The 21,669-nt window shown below is 55.1% G+C and carries 16 protein-coding genes; 3 read left to right on the plus strand and 13 right to left on the minus strand.

Going from position 1 to position 21,669, the window contains the following annotated elements; translation table 11 throughout:
• Window positions 1–35 precede the first annotated feature (35 nt).
• The gene (glpE, locus tag ACWWFX_RS04810) at window positions 36–365 is read right to left on the minus strand and encodes a thiosulfate sulfurtransferase GlpE (RefSeq protein ID WP_015962658.1); all 330 of its coding nucleotides are present in this window, start codon (window positions 363–365) and stop codon (window positions 36–38) included.
• Between the two features lie 201 nt (window positions 366–566).
• Here glpE and glpD point away from each other — a divergent pair, with 201 nt between their 5' ends.
• A complete protein-coding gene (gene glpD / locus ACWWFX_RS04815) occupies window positions 567–2,075 on the plus strand; it encodes a glycerol-3-phosphate dehydrogenase (protein WP_276218773.1) in 1,509 nt (502 codons plus the stop codon).
• A 72-nt stretch (window positions 2,076–2,147) separates the two neighbouring features.
• Here the strand turns inward: glpD and glgP are convergent, their stop codons facing one another.
• From glgP to asd, 6 genes are all read right to left on the minus strand, one after another.
• Window positions 2,148–4,595, minus strand: a complete 2,448-nt coding sequence (gene glgP / locus ACWWFX_RS04820; RefSeq protein WP_276218784.1) for a glycogen phosphorylase — start codon at window positions 4,593–4,595, stop codon at window positions 2,148–2,150.
• Between the two features lie 17 nt (window positions 4,596–4,612).
• Complete coding sequence (gene glgA, locus ACWWFX_RS04825) at window positions 4,613–6,046, minus strand: glycogen synthase GlgA (protein ID WP_015962654.1); 1,434 nt, start codon at window positions 6,044–6,046, stop codon at window positions 4,613–4,615.
• Window positions 6,046–7,341, minus strand: coding sequence for a glucose-1-phosphate adenylyltransferase (gene glgC / locus ACWWFX_RS04830; protein ID WP_473223332.1), 1,296 nt, complete (start codon window positions 7,339–7,341; stop codon window positions 6,046–6,048). Before glgC ends, glgA begins: the two co-directional genes overlap by 1 nt.
• A gap of 56 nt (window positions 7,342–7,397) precedes the next feature.
• Entirely contained in the window at window positions 7,398–9,374 is a 1,977-nt protein-coding gene (gene glgX, locus ACWWFX_RS04835; protein WP_276218790.1) for a glycogen debranching protein GlgX, read from the minus strand.
• Window positions 9,371–11,557 carry a 1,4-alpha-glucan branching enzyme gene (gene glgB, locus ACWWFX_RS04840; RefSeq protein WP_276218791.1) on the minus strand — a complete coding sequence of 729 codons (2,187 nt, stop codon included), beginning with the start codon at window positions 11,555–11,557 and terminating at the stop codon, window positions 9,371–9,373. Before glgB ends, glgX begins: the two co-directional genes overlap by 4 nt.
• Before the next feature lie 258 nt (window positions 11,558–11,815).
• Window positions 11,816–12,922, minus strand: a complete 1,107-nt coding sequence (asd, locus tag ACWWFX_RS04845; protein WP_149464121.1) for an aspartate-semialdehyde dehydrogenase — start codon at window positions 12,920–12,922, stop codon at window positions 11,816–11,818.
• A gap of 232 nt (window positions 12,923–13,154) precedes the next feature.
• Here asd and ACWWFX_RS04850 point away from each other — a divergent pair, with 232 nt between their 5' ends.
• Entirely contained in the window at window positions 13,155–13,748 is a 594-nt protein-coding gene (locus ACWWFX_RS04850; RefSeq protein ID WP_015962649.1) for a YhgN family NAAT transporter, read from the plus strand.
• A gap of 155 nt (window positions 13,749–13,903) precedes the next feature.
• On the opposite strand, the gene gntU is transcribed toward ACWWFX_RS04850, so the two are convergent.
• From gntU to ACWWFX_RS04875, 5 genes are all read right to left on the minus strand, one after another.
• Entirely contained in the window at window positions 13,904–15,244 is a 1,341-nt protein-coding gene (gene gntU, locus ACWWFX_RS04855; protein ID WP_276218796.1) for a gluconate transporter, read from the minus strand.
• Window positions 15,241–15,774 carry a gluconokinase gene (gntK, locus tag ACWWFX_RS04860; RefSeq protein ID WP_276218798.1) on the minus strand — a complete coding sequence of 178 codons (534 nt, stop codon included), beginning with the start codon at window positions 15,772–15,774 and terminating at the stop codon, window positions 15,241–15,243. The genes gntU and gntK overlap by 4 nt, the downstream gene beginning before the upstream one ends.
• A 135-nt stretch (window positions 15,775–15,909) precedes the next feature.
• Window positions 15,910–16,905, minus strand: a complete 996-nt coding sequence (gene gntR, locus ACWWFX_RS04865; RefSeq protein ID WP_015962646.1) for a gluconate operon transcriptional repressor GntR — start codon at window positions 16,903–16,905, stop codon at window positions 15,910–15,912.
• Between the two features lie 102 nt (window positions 16,906–17,007).
• Entirely contained in the window at window positions 17,008–17,703 is a 696-nt protein-coding gene (locus ACWWFX_RS04870; protein ID WP_276218801.1) for a pirin family protein, read from the minus strand.
• Window positions 17,704–17,824: 121 nt separating this feature from the next.
• On the minus strand, window positions 17,825–18,862 hold the full coding sequence (locus ACWWFX_RS04875; protein ID WP_276218832.1) for an oxidoreductase: 1,038 nt from the start codon (window positions 18,860–18,862) through the stop codon (window positions 17,825–17,827).
• A 446-nt stretch (window positions 18,863–19,308) separates the two neighbouring features.
• Here ACWWFX_RS04875 and yhhY point away from each other — a divergent pair, with 446 nt between their 5' ends.
• Window positions 19,309–19,812, plus strand: a complete 504-nt coding sequence (gene yhhY, locus ACWWFX_RS04880) for an N-acetyltransferase (RefSeq protein WP_276218835.1) — start codon at window positions 19,309–19,311, stop codon at window positions 19,810–19,812.
• Between the two features lie 85 nt (window positions 19,813–19,897).
• On the opposite strand, the gene ggt is transcribed toward yhhY, so the two are convergent.
• On the minus strand, window positions 19,898–21,649 hold the full coding sequence (gene ggt, locus ACWWFX_RS04885; RefSeq protein ID WP_473223333.1) for a gamma-glutamyltransferase: 1,752 nt from the start codon (window positions 21,647–21,649) through the stop codon (window positions 19,898–19,900).
• Window positions 21,650–21,669: the final 20 nt, after the last annotated feature.

The raw sequence follows: 21,669 nt of genomic DNA on the forward strand, positions 1-21,669 counted from the left end.
ACAAAGGGGGACAGTATAACATCGCATTCAAATGCCTAAAGCGCGATGTGTTCAACCTCTGCCGGGAAGTGGCGATGCCAGGCGTCGAAGCCGCCGTCCACGCTGTAGACTTCATCGTAGCCCTGCTGTAGCAGATATTGCGCTGCGCCTTTGCTGCTGTTGCCGTGATAGCACATCACCATCACCGGCGTGTCAAAATCGTTGTCGCGCATAAATGCGCCCAGCGTATCGTTGGTCAGATGAAACGCACCCGGTGTGTGGCCCAGCGCATAACTCTGCGGGTCACGAATATCGACCAGCACGGCGGTCTGCTGGCGTAACTTCTGGTGCGCTTCTTCTACATTGATACACACAAACTGTTCCATGGTTTCTCTTCTCTTTATTGCAGGTGGGCGAACTCACGCCATTTTACCGCCAAGTGTACGTCCTGACGGCAGTGAAACGCCAATATGTTACACACATCACTGTAAATTGTTTTTTTGATGTTACCGAACGCGCGTTTATTTGCTATTATTTTCGTTATCGAGCATTATTGAGCTATAACGAAAGTGAACGAGGTAGCGAGCATGGAAACCAAAGATCTGATTGTGATAGGTGGCGGGATCAACGGCGCAGGGATCGCAGCGGATGCCGCCGGGCGCGGATTATCCGTTTTGATGCTGGAAGCGCAGGATCTGGCATGCGCCACCTCCAGCGCCAGTTCTAAGCTCATCCACGGCGGCCTGCGCTACCTTGAACACTATGAATTCCGCCTGGTGAGCGAAGCGCTCGCCGAACGTGAAGTGCTGTTAAAAATGGCACCTCATATCGCTTTCCCGATGCGTTTTCGTCTGCCGCATCGCCCGCATCTGCGTCCAGCCTGGATGATCCGTATTGGTTTGTTTATGTACGATCACCTGGGTAAACGCACCAGTCTGCCGAGCTCAGCGGGTTTGCGTTTTGGCGCAGAATCGGTCCTCAAACCTGAAATCGTGCGCGGATTCGAATATTCCGACTGCTGGGTCGATGATGCTCGCCTGGTATTAGCCAACGCGCAAATGGTGGCGCGTAAAGGTGGTGAGGTACTGACTCGCACCCGTGCCACCTCCGCGCGTCGTGAGAATGGCCTGTGGATTGTGGAAGCGGAAGACATCGATACCGGCAAAAAATACACCTGGCAGGCGCGTGGCCTGGTCAACGCCACCGGCCCGTGGGTGAAACAGTTCTTCGATGACGGCATGCATCTTCCCTCGCCTTACGGCATCCGCCTGATCAAAGGCAGCCACATTGTGGTGCCGCGCGTGCATACTCAGAAGCAGGCATACATCCTGCAAAACGAAGATAAGCGTATTGTGTTCGTAATCCCGTGGATGGATGAGTTTTCGATTATCGGTACCACCGACCAGGAGTATCACGGCGATCCGAAGAATGTCGAAATCGACGAAGGGGAAATCAGTTATCTGCTGAAGGTCTATAACGCGCACTTCAAAAAACAGCTGGGGCGCGACGACATCGTCTGGACTTATTCCGGCGTACGTCCGCTGTGCGATGACGAATCTGACTCACCGCAGGCCATTACCCGCGACTACACGCTGGACGTTCATGACGTCGATAACCAGGCCCCGCTGCTGTCGGTGTTCGGCGGGAAGCTCACCACCTATCGCAAGCTGGCAGAGCACGCGCTGGAGAAACTGGCGCCGTATTACAAAAATATCGGCCCGGCATGGACCAAAGGTGCAACGCTGCCCGGCGGCGACATCAACGGTGACCGTGATGACTACGCGGCTACCCTGCGCCGCCGCTATCCGTTTATCAGCGAATCGCTGGCGCGTCATTTCGCCCGCACCTACGGCAGCAACAGCGAGCTGTTACTGGGTCAGGCGAAAAGTGTGGCTGATTTAGGCGAAGATTTCGGTCATGAGTTTTATGAAGCTGAACTGCGTTACCTGGTTGAGCATGAATGGGTACGCCGCGCCGATGACGCGCTGTGGCGCAGGACCAAGCAGGGGATGTGGCTGAACGCCGAACAGCAGTCACGCGTGGCGCAATGGCTGCTGCAAAACGCGGGAAAGCGTGAACTGTCGCTGGCGTCTTGATGAGAATACCGCCGGGTGACGGTTAATTAATACATTGAAGGGGCCTTCCGGCCCCTTCGCATTTTTTAGGTATTACAACCTCACCGGGTCAATATGCCAGATATGTTTGGCATATTCCTGAATGGTGCGGTCAGAGGAGAAATACCCCATATTGGCAATATTGAGCATCGCTTTAGTGGTCCACTCTTCCGGGTTACGGTAGAGCTCATCGACTTTATCCTGGGTGTCGATATAGCTACGGTAATCCGCCAGCACCTGATAGTGGTCGCCAAAGTTGATCAGAGAGTCAACCAGGTCGCGATAGCGCCCCGGCTCTTCCGGGCTAAACAGCCCACTGCCGATTTGCGTCAGCACCTGATGCAACTCTTCGTCCTGCTCGTAGTAATCACGCGGTTTGTAACCGTTACGGCGCAGCGCTTCCACTTCTTCTGCGGTGTTGCCGAAGATGAAGATATTCTCTTCGCCCACTTTCTCCTGCATCTCGACGTTTGCGCCGTCCAGCGTGCCGATGGTGAGCGCGCCGTTCAGGGCAAACTTCATATTACTGGTGCCGGAAGCTTCTGTTCCTGCCAGTGAAATCTGCTCGGAGAGATCGGCCGCCGGAATGATCACCTGCGCCAGACTGACGCTGTAGTTCGGCACAAACACCACTTTCAGCTTATCGCCAATTTGCGGATCGTTGTTGATCACATTGGCCACATCGTTGATCAGGTGAATGATGTGCTTCGCCATGTAGTACGCCGATGCTGCTTTCCCGGCAAAGATATTCACACGCGGCACCCACTCCGCCGTCGGGTCAGCTTTGATACGGTTGTATCGGGTGATCACATGTAGCACATTCATTAACTGACGTTTGTACTCGTGGATACGCTTAATCTGTACATCAAACAGCGCATTCGGGTTGACCACCACGTTCAGGTGTTGGGCAATCGCCGCCGCCAGCCGTTTTTTGTTTTCCAGCTTGGCGCGATGCACGGCCTGTTTCACCGTCGGGTAATCAATGTGCTGTTCAAGGTCGCTGAGCTGGCTGAGATCGGTGCGCCAGGTACGACCAATGTTCTCATCCAGGACCTCTGACAATGGCGGATTCGCCAGCGCCAGCCAGCGACGCGGCGTGACGCCGTTAGTTACGTTGGTAAAACGCATCGGGAAGATACTGGCGAAATCGGCAAACAGTGATTGCACCATCAGGTTGGAGTGCAGTTCAGACACGCCATTAACCTTGTGACTGACCACCACTGCCAGCCAGGCCATCCGCACGCGGCGACCGTTGGACTCATCAATAATAGACGTACGACTCAGCAGCCCCATATCCTGCGGGTATTGCTCCTGCAGGGTTTTGAGGAAGTAGTCGTTGATTTCAAAGATGATTTGCAGGTGACGCGGCAGAATTTTACCCAGCATGTCGACCGGCCAGGTTTCCAGCGCTTCGCTCATCAGCGTGTGGTTGGTGTAAGAGAAGACCTGGCAGGTCACCTCAAACGCGTCATCCCAGCTGAATTTGTGCTCATCAATTAACAGGCGCATCAGCTCAGGGATCGACAGCACCGGGTGGGTGTCGTTGAGGTGAATCGCGATTTTATCCGCCAGGTTGGCATAGGTTTTATGCAGTTGGTAGTGGCGGCTTAAAATATCCTGAATGGTTGAGGAGACCAGGAAATACTCCTGACGCAGACGCAGCTCGCGGCCCGAATAGGTGGAGTCATCCGGGTAGAGAACGCGTGAGACGTTTTCCGAGTGGTTTTTGTCTTCCACCGCCGCGAAGTAATCGCCCTGGTTAAATTTACCGAGGTTGATTTCACTGCTCGCCTGGGCGCTCCACAGACGCAGCGTATTGGTCGCGTCGGTGTCGTAGCCAGGAATGATTTGGTCGTAGGCTTCGGCGATGATTTCTTCGGTTTCGACCCAGCGGCTCTTTTTGCCTTCCTGCTGGATACGGCCACCAAAGCGCACTTTGTAGCGGGTGTTATGACGTTCGAACTCCCATGGGTTACCGTATTCCAGCCAGTAATCCGGCGATTCTTTCTGGCGACCATCGACAATGTTCTGGCGGAACATGCCGTAGTCGTAACGAATACCATAGCCACGCCCCGGCAAACCAAGGGTAGCAAGGGAATCCAGGAAGCAGGCCGCCAGTCGGCCTAAGCCGCCGTTGCCGAGCCCAGGGTCGTTTTCTTCGTCGATCAACTCTTCAAGGTCTAACCCCATCCCTTCCAGCGCGTTTTTGACATCTTCATAGATGCCGAGGGATAACAGCGCGTTGGAAAGGGTGCGGCCAATCAAAAACTCCATCGACAGGTAATAAACCTGTCGCGTTTCCTGAGAAAGTTGTGCGCGGTTGGAGCGCAACCAGCGCTCCACCATGCGGTCACGCACCGCAAACAGCGTGGCGTTCAGCCACTCATGTTTGTTGGCAATGGCCGGATCTTTCCCAATCGTGAACATCAGCTTATAGGCAATAGAGTGCTTGAGAGCCTCAACGCTAAGAGTCGGTGATGCATATGTAAATGGCGCATTCATAGAAATGGTTCCTGTGATTACATCAAGCGTTGATAAAGCTCGCGGTAAGAGTGCGCCGCGACTTGCCAGCTAAAATCCACGCTCATCGCCTGACGCTGTACATAGCGCCAGAGTGATGGGCGAGACCACAACACGAAAGCACGCCGGATGGCTCTCAATAGCGACCAGGCATTACTGTCCTCAAAGACAAAACCGCTGGCTACGCCATCGGCCAGGTTTTCCAGTGAACTGTCTGAGACCGTATCCGCCAGGCCGCCGGTACGACGCACAAGCGGTAGCGTGCCGTACTTCAGGCCATAGAGCTGCGTTAAGCCGCAAGGTTCAAAACGGCTTGGCACAAGAATGACGTCCGCGCCGCCCATAATGCGGTGCGAGAAGGCTTCATGATAGCCGATCTGGACGCCAACCTGCCCCGGATGCTCCGCCGCAGCCGCAAGGAACCCTTCCTGCAGAACAGGATCGCCGGCCCCCAGCAGCGCCAGTTGCCCGCCTTGCTCCAGCAAACCCGGAAGGGCTTCCAGAACCAGGTCCAGACCTTTCTGGCTGGTTAATCGGCTGACAACGGCAAAAAGCGGCACTTTATCGTTAACATTAAGGCCCATCGCAATTTGTAGCTGGCGTTTGTTTTCCGCTTTCTCCTCAAGAGTATCGCGGTTATAGCGTGACGCCAGCAGTATGTCCTTTTCCGGACTCCATACGTTGTCATCCACGCCGTTCAGGATGCCGGAAAGCCGGCCCTCCTGGTGGCGCTGGCGCAGCAATCCTTCCATGCCGTAAGCAAACTGCGGTTCGGTAATCTCTCGTGCATAGGTTGGGCTCACCGCCGTGATGTGATCGGCGTAATAGAGCCCTGCTTTCAGGAACGAAATCTGGCCGTTAAACTCCAGCCCGTGCATGTTGAAGAACGACCACGGCAGCTCGATGTCATTCATGTGATGCGCATAGAACATGCCCTGGTAAGCCAGGTTATGCACCGTAAACACCGACTTCGCCGGGCGGCCACGCGCCGCCAGATACGCCGGGGCCAGGCCCGCATGCCAGTCGTGCGCGTGCACCACTTCCGGGCGCCAGAACGGGTCAAGCCCGCAGGCCATTTCGCAGCCTACCCACCCCAGCAGCGCAAAGCGCAGCACGTTATCGGTGTAGGCATGCAGGTTAGTGTCGTGGTACGGGCTCCCCGGGCGGTCATACAAATGCGGCGCGTCGATCAGGTAAATGCCCACTCCGTTAAAATGCCCGAACAGCAGCGAAATCGGCCCGGCAAACGTCTGACGACGCGTAACCACCTGCGCATCCGTGATGCCCCGGCGGATATCCGGGAAACCCGGCAACAGCACGCGCGTATCCGTTCCATCAGCAATTTGCGCTGCGGGCAGCGCGCCAATAACATCAGCCAGACCGCCAGTTTTCAGTAACGGGAACATCTCTGAACAAACATGTAAAACCTGCATTATCGCTCCTGTTTGACCTGCAATTTGCGCAGCATGTCACGCGTTACCAGCACAATCCCCTCTTCCGAGCGGTAGAAACGGCGTGCATCGTCTTCCGCATTTTCACCAATCACCATTCCTTCTGGAATGACGCAGGCGCGGTCGATAACGCAACGGCGTAAGCGGCATGAGCGGCCAACCCAAACGTCCGGTAATAAGACTGCCGAATCAATGTTACAGAACGAGTTCACGCGTACGCGCGGGAACAGTACCGATTGCACCACCACGGAACCTGAAATAATGCAGCCGCCGGAGACCAGCGAGTTCAGGGTCATGCCGTGGCTACCGGAGCGGTCCTGAACGAATTTCGCTGGCGGCAGAGATTCCATGTGAGTACGAATCGGCCAGTTCTGGTCATACATGTCCAGTTCGGGCGTGACGGACGCCAGGTCAAGGTTCGCTTTCCAGTACGCTTCCAGCGTACCCACGTCACGCCAGTACGGTTCTGCATTCGGGTCAGACTGTACGCAGGAGAGTGGGAATGGATGTGCATAAGCCATGCCAGCTTTGGTGATTTTCGGGATGATGTCTTTGCCGAAGTCGTGGCTGGAATTTTCATCCAGATCGTCTTCTTTCAGCAATTCATAAAGATAATCTGCATCAAAGACATAGATGCCCATACTGGCGAGCGATTTATTCGGGTCGTTCGGCATCGCCGGTGGGGTCGCCGGTTTTTCAACGAATTCGATAATCTTTTCGCTTTCGTCTACCGCCATGACGCCGAATGCTGATGCCTCTTCAATGGGCACCGGCATGCACGCAACAGTGCAGCGCGCGCCTTTTTCGACGTGGTCGATAAGCATGCGCGAGTAATCTTGTTTGTAGATATGGTCGCCCGCGAGGATCACCACATATTCCGCTTTATAGCGATTGATGATGTCGAGGTTCTGGGTCACCGCATCGGCGGTACCGCGATACCAGTTTTCGCCGTGTACGCGCTGCTGCGCAGGCAGAAGATCGACAAACTCGTTCATCTCTTCGCTAAAGAAGGACCAGCCGCGCTGGATGTGTTGTACCAGCGTGTGCGACTGATACTGCGTAATCACGCCAATACGACGAATCCCTGAGTTGATGCAGTTCGACAGCGCAAAGTCGATGATGCGGAATTTCCCGCCAAAGTGCACTGCCGGTTTCGCACGCTTGATGGTGAGATCTTTTAAGCGCGTGCCGCGGCCACCCGCGAGGATCAGCGCAACCGTTTTATTCGGTAACTGGCGCGCCAGCATTAAGGGATCGTTTTTTTCCAGCCTAACCATGATTAACTCCTTTTGTTGCTCGTCTTCATCCATTCTTTGTTGAGATGAATCAGAACTTATGACCTTTGAAATACGCACACTCCGTGCGCGGGCCCATGCCAGACAGCCATGACGACCGGATTATCCTCTCCGGCGAAGGGGGGAACAGCGCGCCACTCCCCCTCAGGTAAAACGAGTGTAGCCACGTCGTGCGTCGCATTGAGCGTAATAAGCCAGCGATGGGAAAGCAGGACTTGCATCCGCCTTACGCCGTTTTGCCACTCATCAGGATGCAGCGGTTGCGCATGCTGATTGAGCCACTGCACATTGCCGTCACCCTCCTGCCACCAGGCATCCTGCGTTAAGGCAGGGATGTTCTGACGCAGATGAATCAGCGCGGCGGTAAATGCGGTAAGCCCGGCATTGGCGTTTTCCCAATCCAGCCAGGTCAACGGATTGTCCTGGCAGTAGGCGTTGTTATTACCGTGCTGGCTGTGACCATGTTCGTCACCGGCCAGCAGCATTGGTGTCCCCTGGGACAGCAGCAGCGTCGTCAGCAAAGCGTGGAGGCTTGCCCGACGGCGCTCAATAATGTCCAGGTTACCACCTAATCCTTCTATACCATGATTGTTGCTATGGTTATTGCTAGTGCCGTCGCGATTTTCCTCACCGTTGGCTTCGTTATGCTTATTGTTGAAGCAAACACAGTCACGCAGCGTGAAGCCATCATGCGCCGTCACCAGATTTACCGCAGCCGACGGGCTGCGACCACCTCGCGCAAAAACATCGCTGGAGGCGGCAAAACGTTGGGCAAACTCGCCCAACGAGAGATTTTCCTGCAACCAAAATCGGCGCATTGCATCGCGGAAATGGTCGTTCCACTCCATAAACAGCGGCGGGAAATTACCGACCTGGTAACCGCCCATCCCGATATCCCACGGCTCGGCAATCAGCTTCACCGCTGACAGAACCGGGTCATGTTTAATCGCTTCAAACAGTGGCGCATCCTGACGAAATTCCGGCGTACGCCCCATAATGGTGGCTAAATCGAAGCGAAAACCATCAACATGGCAGACATCTACCCAAAAACGCAGGCACTGACGGGCATACTCCACGCCGCCAGGATGACTGAGATTGAGCGTGTTCCCACACCCCGTCCAGTTGTGGTAATCGCCATCTTCCCTTATCCAATAATAGCTACGGTTATCGATTCCGCGCAGCGAGAAGGTCGGACCATCAAGGTCAATCTCCGCGCTGTGGTTCAGCACGACGTCGAGAATCACTTCAATTCCGGCGCGGTGCAGCGCTTTTATGGCATCGCGAAATTCATCCAGCGCGCGCTCGGGCGAACTGGCGTAGCGTGGGTCGAGGGCAAACATCGCCATCGGGTTGTAGCCCCAGTAATTGCTTAACCCCATACGTTGCAGGCGCGGTTCGCTGGCAAAATGCGCTACTGGCATCAGTTCCAGCGCGGTAATACCCAGCGTTTTGAAGTAGTTAATCATCACCGGGTGAGCGAGCGCTTTGTAGGTGCCGCGAATTTCCTGCGGGATGCCCGGATGGCGATAGGTCAGCCCCTTCACATGCGCTTCGTAGATAACGGTTTTGCCCCACGCGGTACGCGGCGGCGCGTCGTCTTCCCACTGATAATCGAGCGCAGCAACGACCGATTTCGGCGCGATTGCGGCGCTATCGCTGTTATCCGGCTGCTGATGCCCGCCGTGCAGGCTCGGGTCATCTTTCAGCGAGCCTTCCACCTGATAGCAGCACGGGTCGATAAGCAGTTTCGCCGGGTTAAAACGGTGGCCCTGCGCGGGGTCCCAAGGGCCGTGGACGCGATAACCGTAACGCAGCCCTGGGCGCGCTTTTGGCAGATAACCGTGCCAGATATCACCGCTGCGTGCAGGCAGGTCGTAGCGCGACTCGTTGCCCTGCGCATCGAACACGCAGAGTTCCACCCGCTCAGCATGGGCAGAGAAAAGCGTAAAATTCACGCCCCTGCCGTCATAGCGTGCGCCTAACGGCGTGGGTGTTCCTGCTGCGAGTACGGTCATTCCCCCTCCCGAACCAGCCAGATGGTGGACAGCGGTGGCAGCGTCAGGCTCAGGGAGTGCTCACGCCCGTGGCTGGCAATGTGATCGCTATGCACCACGCCGCCGTTCCCGGCATTACTGCCGTGATAGTGTGCGGAGTCAGTATTCAGCTCTTCACGCCAGCTACCCGGCTGATTGATACCAAAGCGATAGTCGTGGCGCGGCACTGGCGTAAAGTTGCTGGCGACGATCATTTCGTTGCCCTGCTTGTCGCGGCGCACGAAGATAAAGACCGAACGTTCGTGGTCATCGACCACCAGCCACTCAAAACCGTACGGGTCAAAGTCGAGCTCGTGCAGCGCTTTATGGTGGCGATAGGTGTGGTTCAGGTCGCGGACCAGACGCTGAACGCCGTGGTGCCAGTTATCGCCGCCTTCCAGCAGATGCCAGTCGAGACTGCCGTCGTGGTTCCACTCGCGCCCCTGTGCAAACTCATTACCCATGAACAGCAGTTTTTTGCCCGGGAACGCAAATAACCAGCCGTAGTAGGCGCGCAGGTTGGCAAATTTCTGCCACGCATCGCCCGGCATACGGTCAAGAATCGATTTCTTACCGTGGACCACTTCATCGTGCGACAACGGCAGAACGAAGTTTTCCGTGTAGTTGTACAGCAGACCAAAGGTCATTTTGTCGTGATGATACTGACGATGTACCGGGTCAAGCTTCATGTAGTCGAGCGTGTCGTGCATCCAGCCCAGATTCCACTTGTACCAGAAGCCCAGGCCACCGGAATCCTGCGGGCGCGACACGCCGGCAAAATCGGTCGACTCTTCCGCCATACTCACCGCACCGGGAACCTGCTCGCCCAGCACGCGGTTGGTGTTGCGCAGGAATTCAATCGCTTCAAGGTTTTCACGGCCACCAAATTCATTCGGTATCCATTCACCTTCTTTGCGGCTGTAATCGCGATAAATCATCGAAGCGACCGCATCCACGCGCAGCGCGTCAATACCAAAACGCTCAACCCAGTACAGCGCATTACCGACGAGGAAATTGCTGACTTCACGGCGGCCGTAGTTGTAAATCAGGGTATTCCAGTCCTGATGGTAGCCTTCACGCGGGTCATCATGTTCGTAGAGTTTGGTACCGTCGAATTCCGCCAGTGCGAAGTCATCCGACGGGAAGTGGCCCGGCACCCAGTCAAGAATCACGTTCAGCCCGGCAGCGTGTGCAGCATTGATAAAGTAGCGGAAATCTTCGCGCGTACCGAAACGGCGCGTCGGCGCGTACAGCCCGGTTGGCTGGTAACCCCAGCTACCGTCGAACGGATGCTCGTTAACCGGCAACAGCTCCAGATGAGTAAAGCCCATCCATTTAGCGTAAGGCACTAACTGGTCCGCCAGCTCGCGATAGCTCAGCCAGAAGTTGTTATCCGTATGGCGACGCCAGGAACCGAGATGCACTTCATAGATGGAAATCGGCGCATCAAAACTGTTCGCTTTCTTACGCTCTTCCGTCTGCACCACTTTTTCCGGCAGGCCGCAAATCAGCGAGGCCGTTTCCGGGCGCATTTGGGCTTCGAAGGCGTAAGGGTCCGCTTTGATACGCAGTTTGCCGTGCGCGTCGATCATCTCAAATTTGTAGAGCTGACCGTTATGCGCGCCGGGCACAAACAGTTCCCAGATCCCCGTTTCACCACGCAGGCGCATCGGATGGCGACGGCCATCCCAGTAGTTGAACTGCCCGACCACAGAGACGCGGCGTGCATTCGGTGCCCATACTGAGAATCGCGTACCGGTGACGCCGTCCATTGTGTCGGCATGCGCGCCCAGCGTCTCATACGGACGCAGGTGTGTGCCTTCAGACAGCAGCCAGGCGTCCATCTCCTGCAACAGCGGGCCGAAGCGATAGGGGTCGTCAATCAGATTCTGCTGGCCGTGCCAAACCACCGCCAGTTGATAACGAAAAGGATTTTTACGTCGCGGCAGAACGCCGCAAAAGAAACCGCGCGAGTCTAAACACTCGAGCTTACCGACTTTACGCCCGGTTTTCGGTTCAATAACCCAAACATCAGTCGCATCAGGTAAAAGCGCCCGGACTTCCAGCCCTGCTTCGGTACTATGCATACCCAGAACGGAAAAAGGATCCGCAAAATGGCCAGCAATTAGCGCGTTAATCACGTCTCTATCAATACGATCGGACATGGTTCATCATCCTGTTGTATGTGTGTCGTCTCGTTCCAGTTAAGTGGACGACATTTTTGACCTGCACGGCGCAGCACAATGTGCTTCCTCTCTGCCCCGCCCAACCTTCAGTCAAGGTCGCAAAAATTGAACCTTGCTTACAGCATAGCCAACGCTTTATTTAACCTCAGAGAAAAATGAATACATTCGCGTTTACTCCTTGTAGTACGCAAAACCTATCAGATGTAAACAGGGGGGCATAAAGCCCCCCTGAGAATATTAAGCCAGCTGACGCAGCATGCGGCGCAGCGGTTCTGCTGCCCCCCACAGTAGCTGGTCGCCAACCGTAAAGGCAGAGAGATACTCCGGCCCCATGTTCAGCTTACGCAGACGCCCAACCGGCGTGGTCAGCGTGCCGGTGACCGCCGCTGGGGTCAGCTCGCGCATGGTGATGTCACGATCGTTCGGGATGACTTTCGCCCACGGGTTGTGAGCCGCCAGCAGCTCTTCAACGGTGGCGATAGAGATATCTTTTTTCAGTTTCAGCGTGAAAGCCTGGCTGTGGCAACGCAGCGCGCCGACACGGACGCAAAGGCCGTCAACCGGGATGGTGGACGCGGTGGCGAGGATTTTATTGGTCTCGGCCTGGCCTTTCCACTCTTCGCGGCTCTGGCCGTTATCGAGCTGTTTGTCGATCCACGGAATCAGACTGCCTGCCAGCGGTACACCGAAGTTATCGACCGCCAGATCGCCGCTGCGCGTCAGCGCGGTGACTTTGCGTTCGATATCGAGAATAGCGGAAGCCGGGTTCGCCAGTTCATCGGCGACGTGATTGTGCAGTTGGCCCATTTGGGTCAGCAGTTCACGCATATGACGCGCACCGCCGCCGGAAGCCGCCTGATAGGTAGCAACGGACGCCCACTCCACCAGGTCGTTAGCGAACAGGCCGCCTAAAGACATCAGCATCAGGCTGACTGTGCAGTTGCCGCCCACAAAGGTTTTCACGCCGTTGTTCAGGCCATCGGTGATGACTTTCTGGTTAACCGGGTCAAGAATGATAATGGCGTCGTCTTTCATGCGCAGCGAAGACGCCGCGTCAATCCAGTAGCCCTGCCAGCCGCTTTCACGAAGCTTTGGATAGATTTCGTTGGTATAATCGCCGCCCTGGCAGGTGACAATAATGTCCAGGGCCTTCAGCGCGTCAAGATCGTAAGCATCCTGCAGCGTACCACCGGTGGTGGTGCCAAAAGACGGCGCCGCCTGCCCAAGCTGGGAGGTGGAGAAGAAGACCGGGCGAATGGCGTCGAAATCGCGCTCTTCCACCATGCGTTGCATGAGTACAGAGCCGACCATTCCACGCCAGCCGATAAAACCAACATTTTTCATAACGTTTTTTTCCTGCAGAGATGTGCTGTTAATGTCACCAGATCCGGTGCGACATCCTTCACATTACAAAAAGCAGCCAAAGTCGCAAGTGAAATTAATCAATGATTGCAAAGCAATCAGAAATGCAACTTATTACCCCCATTTTGGGAGCCAACACGCGCCACTTCGGAAACCTTTCCATCGGCCACGTGTTTAGCAGAAAATCCGCAATGATTATCAGGGAATTTAGGTTATGAATGAAATCTTTTCTGCATCCGTTTTGTTGATCCTGATTATGGATCCATTAGGAAACTTGCCGATTTTTATGTCGGTATTAAAACACACGGAACCCAGACGCCGCAGGGCGATCATGATACGTGAGCTTTTAATCGCACTTCTCGTCATGCTGATTTTCCTGTTCGCGGGCGAGAAGATTTTGGCTTTTTTGAACCTGCGTGCCGAAACGGTTTCTATCTCTGGCGGCATCATTCTGTTTTTGATTGCCATTAAGATGATATTTCCCAGCAGTTCCGAAAACAGTTCCGGTTTACCGGCGGGGGAAGAGCCTTTTATTGTGCCGCTTGCCATTCCGCTGGTCGCCGGACCGACGCTGCTGGCCACCCTGATGCTGCTCTCGCATCAATATCCCAACAATATGAGCCACCTCGTTATCGCTTTGCTGATTGCCTGGGGCGGCACGGTGGCCATTCTGCTGCAATCGTCGCTGTTCCTGCGCCTGCTGGGCGAGAAAGGCGTGAACGCGCTGGAGCGCCTGATGGGGCTGATTCTGGTGATGATGGCAACCCAGATGTTCCTGGATGGCATTCGGATGTGGATGAAGGGGTGATGGAGCAGAACGACGCCGGGTGGCGGCTACGCCTTACCCAGCCTACAACAATTTCGCCATCTCGTAGGCCCGGTAAGCGAAGCGCCACCGGGCGATTTTGCCAATAAAAAAGGGCTTCCATCAGGAAGCCCTTTCGCAATAACGTTCTGTAAAACCTAGCTCAGCAGGGTAAACGCAATCATACCGACAATCGCGCCCACGGTACCGAGGATGGTTTCCATCATGGTCCAGGTTTTCAGCGTCTGTGCTTCGGTGGCATTCGTAAACTTACCAAATAACCAGAAACCAGCATCGTTCACGTGGCTGACCACAATCGAGCCGCCCGCGATACAGATAGAGAGCGCCGCCATCTGCGCGCCGTTGTAGTTCAGCTGTTCAATCACCGGCATCACCAGACCTACCGCCGTCAGACAAGCAACCGTTGCGGAACCCTGAATGATACGTACCGCAGCCGCCAGGATGAAGCAGGTCAGCGCAATCGGCAGACCCATACCGGTCAGCGCTTCGCCCAGAGCCGGGCCCACGCCAGAGTCAACCAGAACCTGTTTGAACACGCCACCTGCACCGATAACCAGCAGGATGATGCCCGCAGGTTGCAGCGCGTGACCACAGATTTCCATCACTTTGTCTTTCGCCATGCCCTGACGATACGCCAGACCATAAATGGCAACCAGACACGCAATCAGGATTGCAGTGAAGGGGTGACCGATAAATTCAAACCATTCGTACGCGGTAGAGCCTTCAGCCACAAAGCGCGCGGCAATCGTTTTCAGACCCACCAGGACCAGCGGCAGCAGAATCAGCGCGAGGCTGAAACCGAACGATGGCATTTTGCCTTCGCCCAGGTGCGGCTCGGTGATGTCTTCCGGAATGCTCAGCTCAACGTAACGGCTGATGAAGTTGCCCCACAGCGGGCCAGCAATGATCATGCCCGGAATCGCCGCGCACAGGCCAATCAGAATCATCCACCCGAAATCAGCGTGCATCTGGGAAGCCAGCAGCATCGGCGCAGGCCCAGGCAGCAGGAACGCCGCCGCCGCCGCAACACCGGCGAACAGAGGGATAACCAGTTTCACCAGGTTAGTCCCGGTGTGACGCGCCATAGAGAACGCGACGCTAATCAACAGCACAATCGCCACTTCGAAGAACAGCGGCAGTGCGCAAATCAGACCCGCCAGGCCAATCGCATAGTGCGCGCGGCTGTGACCAAAGGATTTCAGCATTTTGACGGCAATCTGATCGACCGCGCCCGTTTCATGCAGAATTTTGCCGAACATCGCGCCCAGCGCGACCACGATAGCCAGGAAGCCCAGCGTACCGCCCATCCCTTTTTCCATGGTTTGCGCGATCTTAATCAGCGGCATACCCGAGAAAAGACCTGCACCAATAGAAACCACCATCAAAGCCAGGAAGGCGTGCATACGCGCCTTCATGACTAAAAACAACAGCAGCAGAACAGAGCCTACTGCTGTTAAAACCAGCGTTAAAGTTGTCACGCGTTACTGCCTTTGTTAATCACTTCAATAGTACTGTTGATGACGCCTTCCAGCGGCTGATCGATATCAACCACCAGCACATCGCGTTCTTCAGCATTCGGTTCCTGCAGCGTTTCGAACTGCGTCACCAGCATTTGCGTTTTGAAGAAGTGACCTTTACGTGCTTTCAGACGGCTTTCGATCAGGTCGAAATCGCCTTTCAGGTACACGAAGGAGAGATTCGGGTTACCTTCACGCAGAATGTCACGGTACGCTTTTTTCAGCGCAGAGCAGACAATCAGGGAAACTTTGTTGGTACGCTGCATCGCGAATGCGGCGTCGTTCAGCGCCTGCAGCCACGGTTTGCGGTCGTCGTCGTTCAGCGGTTCGCCGGAGGACATTTTGACGATGTTGCAACGCGGATGAAGGAAATCGCCATCAAGAAACGCGGCATTCAGTCGATGCGCCACTTCACTGGCGACTGCGGATTTACCACTGCCAGATACGCCCATCAGAACGTAGACATGGTGATCATGATTAGTCGTGCTCAAAGCGTCCTCCTGCTGGACACAAGAATTTGTTACGGGTAACTGTTATCGGTAACATTGTCATGCCGGACCAGTGGAGAAGCAATCACCATTCGTGCCGGAAATGAATATGTGTGATCTAGTTCAAATTTGTCGGGGCTAAATTGAACCGCCCGGTGACAAAGTGAAACCTAAATCTAACATTTTAGGAGTAACTGCTTCACCTCGGATCCGTGCTAACAGACGTTCCGCGCCGATGCGCCCCATCCGCTCACGCGGCGTCAGGACGCTTGCCAGGCGGGGTTCCATCACTTGCCCGATGTCATGGCCGTGGAAACCGGCGATGGCGATATCATCAGGAATACGTAAGCCCAGACGCTGGCACTCAAAGGATGCGCCCACCGCAAGGTCATCGTTGGTACAGAAGATGCCGTCAAGCTGTGGATATTCGCGACGCGCCTGGCGCATCAGCTCAATCCCCGACGAGTAAGAGGATGATTGCTCGACCATCACGCTGTAAGGCACCAGCCCGGCATCGAGCATCGCCTGCTCGTAACCCTTCTGTTTGATGATAGTACGTTCATCAAGACGCGCGCCAAGATAAGCGATATGGCGATGGCCGCGCGCGATAATCGCTGCCGTCATCTGCCGCGCAGCTTCGAAGTTATCGAAACCGACCGCGATATCGAGGCATGGCGATTTGCTGTCCATCAGTTCGACAACCGGAATGCCCGCAACTTCAATCATCTTCAGAGTACGCGGCGTATGCGAACGCTCGGTAAGGATCAGGCCGTCAATATTCCATGACAGCATCGATTCCAGACGCTCCTGCTCCAGTTCCGGCTTATAGCCGTAGTGCGCAAGCATCGTCTGATAACCATAGGCGTCGGTCACGCTTTCAATGCCGCGAAGCACTTCTGCGAAAACCTGGTTGGTTAAGGAAGGAAGAAGAACGCCAACCGCACGGCTGGTCGCATTGGAGAGAATATCAGGGGCACGATTAGGAATATAACCCAGCTCATCCAGGGCCTGAGCAATTTTACCTCGCAGCGCGACGGAGACCTGCTCCGGATTGCGTAAAAAACGGCTGACCGTCATTTTGGTCACGCCGACGCGATCGGCCACATCCTGAAGTACGGGTCTTTTCTTTTTCATCGTCCTGAGAGAAATAAAAGTGAAACATCCTCTCAGTTTACCACGGAGATAAGAGAACCTCCCCGGTTGATTGGGGAGGTTCTCTTATTTATTTACGAGTTATCATACTGGCGGCAGATCGAAGAGCAGAATTTCGCTTTCGCTGTCGGCATGAACAGAAATCGCCTGCTCATCCCAAATTGCCAGGCCATCACTGGTGGTGGCTTTGGTACCATTGATGGTGACGTTACCTTTTACCACCTGAATCCACACGCGGCGGTCAGCGGCAATCTGATGCACCGACTGCTCATCTTTCGCCAGCGCCCAGCGATAGAGTTCCATATCCTGGTGCACTTTCAGCGAACCATCACGCGCATCCGGCGACAGCACCAGTTGTTTACCCTGCTCGGCGTCAAAGCGACGCTGTTCGTAGCGCGGCGTAATACCGGTTTCTTCTGGAATGATCCAGATTTGATACAGACGCAGACGGTCAGTGTTGCTCGGGTTGTACTCGGAGTGACGTACACCGGTACCCGCGCTCATAATCTGGAACTCACCCGCCGGAACCTGTTCTTTGTTGCCCATGCTGTCCTGGTGCTCAACAGCGCCTTCCAGTACATAGGTCAAAATTTCCATATCTTTATGCGGGTGCGTACCGAACCCCTGGCCTGCATCAATCACGTCATCGTTAATCACGCGCAGTGCCGAGAAGCCCATAAAATTCGGGTCGTAATAGTTAGCAAACGAGAAGGTATGCCAGGAATCCAGCCAACCATGATTTGCATGACCACGTTCATTTGCTTTGCGTAAGAAAATCATTTGTTACCCCCTCATGTTTTCGATGGAGTAAGTGTGGCCCTAAACCGCCTGGGATGATAGTGGGTGAAAATTGACTCCTCTGTTCAAAAAATGTGAACAAGAATAGAGGAGCCTTAACATCTTATTTAGCGAGGGCGATCGTGGCAGGTGATGCCTGTTCGAAGGCACGTTCGAGGATCTCAAGGTTGGTCAGAACTTCAGATTCCTTGACGTAATTCGGCGTGCCCTGGGTAAGAGTTTGATACAGCGCATCGTAGACGCGGCCATAGTCGCCGGTTTCCGGTTTCACCTCTTCTTTCACCGTCACGCCTTCAGCGTTGACGTACTCAAGCTGCCCGATGGAGTCATCAGCGGCAAAGCCCGGTTCACCCGGCATAATATTGGCTTTCAGGCTGGTTTCCTGCTGGTCGATACCGTATTTCAGGTACGAGCCTTTGGTGCCGTGCACGATAAATTTCGGGTAATCGATTTTCACCAGGTGGCTGGTTTTGACAATAGCCTTCAGATCGCCGTAGAAAAGCTGCGCTTCAAAGGTGTCGTCCGGGTTGGCTTTGTTTCGCAGGCTGCGGATGTCATAAGCAACGTGATCCGGGCGGCCAAACAGCGAAATGATCTGGTCCATTGTATGGACGCCAAGGCCGTAAAACGCACCGTCCTGCGGTAACCCAGGTTTGGTTTCCGCCACCGGGCGGAAGTAGTCAAAGTGGCTTTCGATTTCCACAATGTCACCCAGTTTTCCGCTTTCAATCGCCTTTTTCGCAGTCAGGAAGCAGGAGTCAAAACGGCGGTTCTGATACGGCGTAACCGTCAGCCCTTTGCTTTTCGCCAGCGCAAACAGTTCTTTCGCTTCGGCAAGCGTGGGGGTGAACGGCTTTTCGACCAACACGTTTTTCCCGGCTTCCAGCGCGCGCTTCGCGTAGTCGAAGTGGCTATCAGCGTGGGTACACACCACCACCAGCTTCACTTCCGGGTCATTGAGCACTTCATCCAGGTCGCTGGTGAAGTGAATGTGAGAATACTGCGGATGCTGCTCTTCCGGCTTCGCGCTGCGACGATAGATATGCGCCACATGCCAGCTGTCTTTGCGGTTCAGAACATAGGGAAGATGATAGCGGGTGGTGCTTTTACCAAAACCAATGAATGCACAATGTAGGGCCATGATGTCGTCCTTTAAAGGTATCTGGTTACACCATAGCGCAAAGCGAAGAGAGACAAAATGAGGAAGTTTGGACAAGGAATGACACCAATGCCCGCGCACCAGCCGTCGGCGTCGCAGCCAGTTTGTTTCCGGCCTGCGCGCAGCAACCGGAGCGTACTTAATGTACGTGAGGATTGCGAGCACAGCCCGGGAACAAAATGGCAAGTAAGCCAGGCTGGAACAATCCCAAAAAAAAAGCCAGCACGCGGCTGGCTAAAGTAATACTGGAAGCAATGTGAGCAATGTCGTGCTTTCAGGTTCTCCCTCAGGGGTCTTCCTGAATGCAGGACAATAATAATCATTCTCATTCGCACTTGTCCAACACTTTTTGCAAAAAATGTCAGTTGACTCCGCTTTTAAAGTCAATGATGTTGAAAGGGATAATCCCCCCACAAAGGAAACAAGGAATGAGTGAGATAGTGATACGCCACGCGGAACCGAAAGATTACGCTGCCATTCGGCAGATCCACGCCCAGCCGGAGGTGTATTACAACACGCTACAGGTTCCTCATCCTTCCGAGCAAATGTGGGAAGCGCGTCTTGCCGACCAGCCCGGCATCAAACAGCTTGTCGCCTGCATTGACGACACGGTGGTCGGGCATCTGTGCATCGACGTAGCACAACGCCCACGTCGCAGCCATGTGGCCGATTTCGGCATTTGCGTTGATGCTGGCTGGCAAAACCGCGGCGTCGCCAGTGCGTTAGTGCGCGAGATGATTGATATGTGCGACAACTGGCTGCGCGTAGAACGCATTGAGCTCACGGTGTTCGTCGATAACGCCCCGGCGGTTGCGGTGTATAAGAAGCACGGCTTTGAAATTGAAGGCACCGGGAAGAAGTATGGGCTGCGCAACGGGGAATATGTGGATGCGTATTTTATGGCGCGAGTGAAAGGATTAAGTGCGGCCTGATGCCCTCACCCCGGCCCTCTCCCACAGGGAGAGGGAGAATCGGTCCCCTCACCCTTGAGGGAGAGGGTTAGGGTGAGGGGTAAATTCAGTACCCCGCCGCCAAATCATCCACCGAACGCGGGTCAGATGCGCCATACAGCGTGCCGTCTGGCTCTACCATAATGCTCTGTGTACTGCCCATCGCCTCTTTCAAGGCCACTTTCTGCCCCTTCTGCTCCAGAAGCTTCAGCGTATCCGGGCTAAAGCCCTTCTCCACGCGCAGTTCATCCGGCAGCCACTGGTGATGGAATCGCGGCGCGTTAGTGGCTTCCGCAACATTCATCCCATAATCGATGGTATTCACCACTATTTGCAGCACCGTGGTGATAATCCGGCTGCCGCCAGGGCTACCGGTAACCAGCCAGGTTTTGCCGTCTTTCACCACAATCGTTGGCGACATCGACGACAGCGGACGCTTCTTCGGACCTACCGCATTCGCGTCACCGCCGACCAGGCCATAAACGTTCGGCACGCCCGGCTTGGCAGAGAAATCATCCATCTGATTATTCATCAGAATGCCGCTGTTCCCGGCAACAATCCCGGTACCGAAGGTGGTATTCAGTGTATAGGTCACCGCCACCGCGTTACCGTCTTTATCCACCACCGAGAAATGGGTGGTTTGATTGCTCTCGTAAGGCGCGAGCTTGCCAGGGCGAATTTCACTGGATGGTTTCGCCTTGTTGACATCAATCTGTTCGGCTATCGATTTCGCATAGGCTTTGCTGGTCAGGGCCTGCCACGGCACCTTCACAAAATCCGGGTCGCCAAGGTATTCAGAGCGATCCGCATAGGCATGTTTCTCGGCTTCCGCCATCACCTGCATGGCGTCGGCGCTGCCAAAGCCATATTTATGCATGTCGAAATTTTCGAGAATATTGAGGATTTGCACAATGTGGATCCCGCCGGAAGACGGTGGCGGCATCGAGAAGACTTGGTAACCGCGATAATCACCGCTGATTGGCGTGCGCTCTATCGCTTTGTATTCGGCGAGATCCGCTTTGGTAATCAGTCCACCGTGTTTGTGCATCTCGTCGGCAATCTGATCGGCGATGGCGCCTTTATAAAACGCATCCGGGCCGCTTTCGGCAATCAGCTCCAGGCTTTTCGCCAGATCTTTTTGCACCAGCTTGTCGCCCTTTTTCAGCGGCTCGCCATCTTTCCAGAAAATCGCTTTGCTGTTTTCATGGTTGGGAATGACTTCACTGCCGTAGGTTTTGAGATCGTCTGCCAGCGCATCGTTCACCACAAAGCCATCGCGCGCCAGTTTGAACGCGGGCTGAACCACTTTGTTGAGCGGCAGCGTGCCATACTTTTCCAGCGCCAGTGAGAAACCCGCCACCGTGCCCGGCGTACCGGAGGCCAGATGCGAGGTCAGCGATTTTTTGCTATCCGGGTTGCCATGGTCATCGAGGAACATATCGCGCGTGGCCTGGGCGGGGGCCATTTCGCGGAAGTCGATAGCCGTTGTCTTCCCGTCTTTGGTGCGCAGCAGCATAAATCCGCCGCCGCCCAGGTTCCCGGCTTGCGGATGCGTCACCGCCAGCGCATACCCCACCGCCACGGCCGCATCGACGGCATTACCGCCCTCTTTCAGGATTTGCACCCCGACCTGGGTGGCGAGCGCGTCCACCGACGCTACCATCCCCTGATGCGCGCGCACCGGGTGAAAAACATCTTCCTCTACGCCATAAGATACCGGTGGTGCAGCAGGCTCGGTCGTCGCTGCCGCCACGGCAAAACTCCCTCCGGCGGTCAGCGTGGCAATCGCCAGCCAACGCGCAAACGTCTGTTTCATCATCGTTGTTCTCCAGAATTGGG

This window comes from Pseudocitrobacter sp. 2023LY-00077, from assembly GCF_055796175.1.

What these genes read in the sequence shown, in the direction of transcription:
- glpE (WP_015962658.1), bottom strand. Translation starts at nt 365, where the DNA reads ATGGAACAGTTTGTGTGTATCAATGTAGAAGAAGCGCACCAGAAGTTA.
- glpD (WP_276218773.1), top strand. Translation starts at nt 567, where the DNA reads ATGGAAACCAAAGATCTGATTGTGATAGGTGGCGGGATCAACGGCGCA.
- glgP (WP_276218784.1), bottom strand. Translation starts at nt 4,595, where the DNA reads ATGAATGCGCCATTTACATATGCATCACCGACTCTTAGCGTTGAGGCT.
- glgA (WP_015962654.1), bottom strand. Translation starts at nt 6,046, where the DNA reads ATGCAGGTTTTACATGTTTGTTCAGAGATGTTCCCGTTACTGAAAACT.
- glgC (WP_473223332.1), bottom strand. Translation starts at nt 7,341, where the DNA reads ATGGTTAGGCTGGAAAAAAACGATCCCTTAATGCTGGCGCGCCAGTTA.
- glgX (WP_276218790.1), bottom strand. Translation starts at nt 9,374, where the DNA reads ATGACCGTACTCGCAGCAGGAACACCCACGCCGTTAGGCGCACGCTAT.
- glgB (WP_276218791.1), bottom strand. Translation starts at nt 11,557, where the DNA reads ATGTCCGATCGTATTGATAGAGACGTGATTAACGCGCTAATTGCTGGC.
- asd (WP_149464121.1), bottom strand. Translation starts at nt 12,922, where the DNA reads ATGAAAAATGTTGGTTTTATCGGCTGGCGTGGAATGGTCGGCTCTGTA.
- ACWWFX_RS04850 (WP_015962649.1), top strand. Translation starts at nt 13,155, where the DNA reads ATGAATGAAATCTTTTCTGCATCCGTTTTGTTGATCCTGATTATGGAT.
- gntR (WP_015962646.1), bottom strand. Translation starts at nt 16,905, where the DNA reads ATGAAAAAGAAAAGACCCGTACTTCAGGATGTGGCCGATCGCGTCGGC.
- ACWWFX_RS04870 (WP_276218801.1), bottom strand. Translation starts at nt 17,703, where the DNA reads ATGATTTTCTTACGCAAAGCAAATGAACGTGGTCATGCAAATCATGGT.
- ACWWFX_RS04875 (WP_276218832.1), bottom strand. Translation starts at nt 18,862, where the DNA reads ATGGCCCTACATTGTGCATTCATTGGTTTTGGTAAAAGCACCACCCGC.
- yhhY (WP_276218835.1), top strand. Translation starts at nt 19,309, where the DNA reads ATGAGTGAGATAGTGATACGCCACGCGGAACCGAAAGATTACGCTGCC.
- ggt (WP_473223333.1), bottom strand. Translation starts at nt 21,649, where the DNA reads ATGATGAAACAGACGTTTGCGCGTTGGCTGGCGATTGCCACGCTGACC.